The organism is Novacetimonas hansenii JCM 7643 (genome assembly GCF_000964405.1).
In the GTDB taxonomy this organism is placed as follows: domain Bacteria; phylum Pseudomonadota; class Alphaproteobacteria; order Acetobacterales; family Acetobacteraceae; genus Novacetimonas; species Novacetimonas hansenii.
This window is the reverse complement of record NZ_BANE01000356.1, coordinates 1-994: the sequence shown is the minus strand read 5'-3', so window position 1 is coordinate 994 and position 994 is coordinate 1. Positions and strand designations below refer to the sequence as shown.

At 62.7% G+C, this 994-nt stretch carries 1 protein-coding gene; it reads right to left on the bottom strand.

The window, feature by feature from the left end:
- Positions 1-126: 126 nt before the first annotated feature.
- Complete coding sequence (locus B7G66_RS16590; RefSeq protein WP_003621655.1) at positions 127-735, bottom strand: glutathione binding-like protein; 609 nt, start codon at positions 733-735, stop codon at positions 127-129.
- Positions 736-994 lie beyond the last annotated feature (259 nt).

The window sequence follows — 994 nt, the reverse complement described above, 5'->3', positions numbered from 1 at the left end:
CCTTTTTCGATCAAAAGGCAGCACCCAAAAACTTTTCTTGTTTTCAAACAATCCCCAGGGGGCACGCCACCTGTCGTGCCCGTAATGGCCCGCGCCGCGCCCGTTGACGGATGCGCGGGCGCGGGATCAGGCCAGCCCTTCTTCCTTCAGCGCCTTTTGCGTTGCGGGGCGGGCGAATACCCGTTCGCGCAGGGCGCTGGCCTCGGGGTAGGGGGAGAGGTCCACATTGACGTGCGGCGCCCAGCTCAGGATCACAGCCAGCAGGGCATCGGCCTGCGTGAATCCCACCGGCAGCATATGGTCGTCGCCGCTGGCGCTCAGGATCGCCTCCACCTGTGTCAGGCGGCGCTTGATGTTGGCGAACTGTCGTTCACGCACCGTGTCGGGCAGGTCGGGCGCGAACAGCGGGGCAAAGGCGGCGTGTACGTCCTCGCAAAAGCCGATGGCCTCCAGCAGGCGATACTGCGCCAGTGAACCGGGGGCGGGATGCAGGGCCGCAATGTCAGACTGTGCGCCGATATAGGTCAGGACCGCCACATTCTGCGTCAGGACCTCGCCCGGTGCGACCTCCAGCGCGGGCACCGCGCCGCGTGGATTGATGCTGAGATAGTCGCCGCCGCTGGCGGTTTTCCTGGCCTTCAGGTCCACCCGTTCCACCTGATGGGGCAGGCCGGTTTCATTCAGGATGATATGCGCGGCAAGTGAACATGCGCCCGGGGCGTAATACAGTTTCATGGCGTGACTTCCTGTCTGTCTCGGTGGATCGGGGTGGCGTGTGGGCCGCCCCGTTCGGGATGTGAGGGTTGCACATGCCGTGCGCCGTGCAAAGTAACCCCCGACAGACAGGTGGGCCGCGCGGAGACCGCCGTGATGGGCCATGGAGCAAGGAAAATCGTCAGTAAGGCACGCTCTGGCAACATGGGCGGGAGCCTCTTGTGCGGTTTCCTACATTAGAGAGTGTTTGAAAACAACTCATTGATAAAAAACAAGAAAA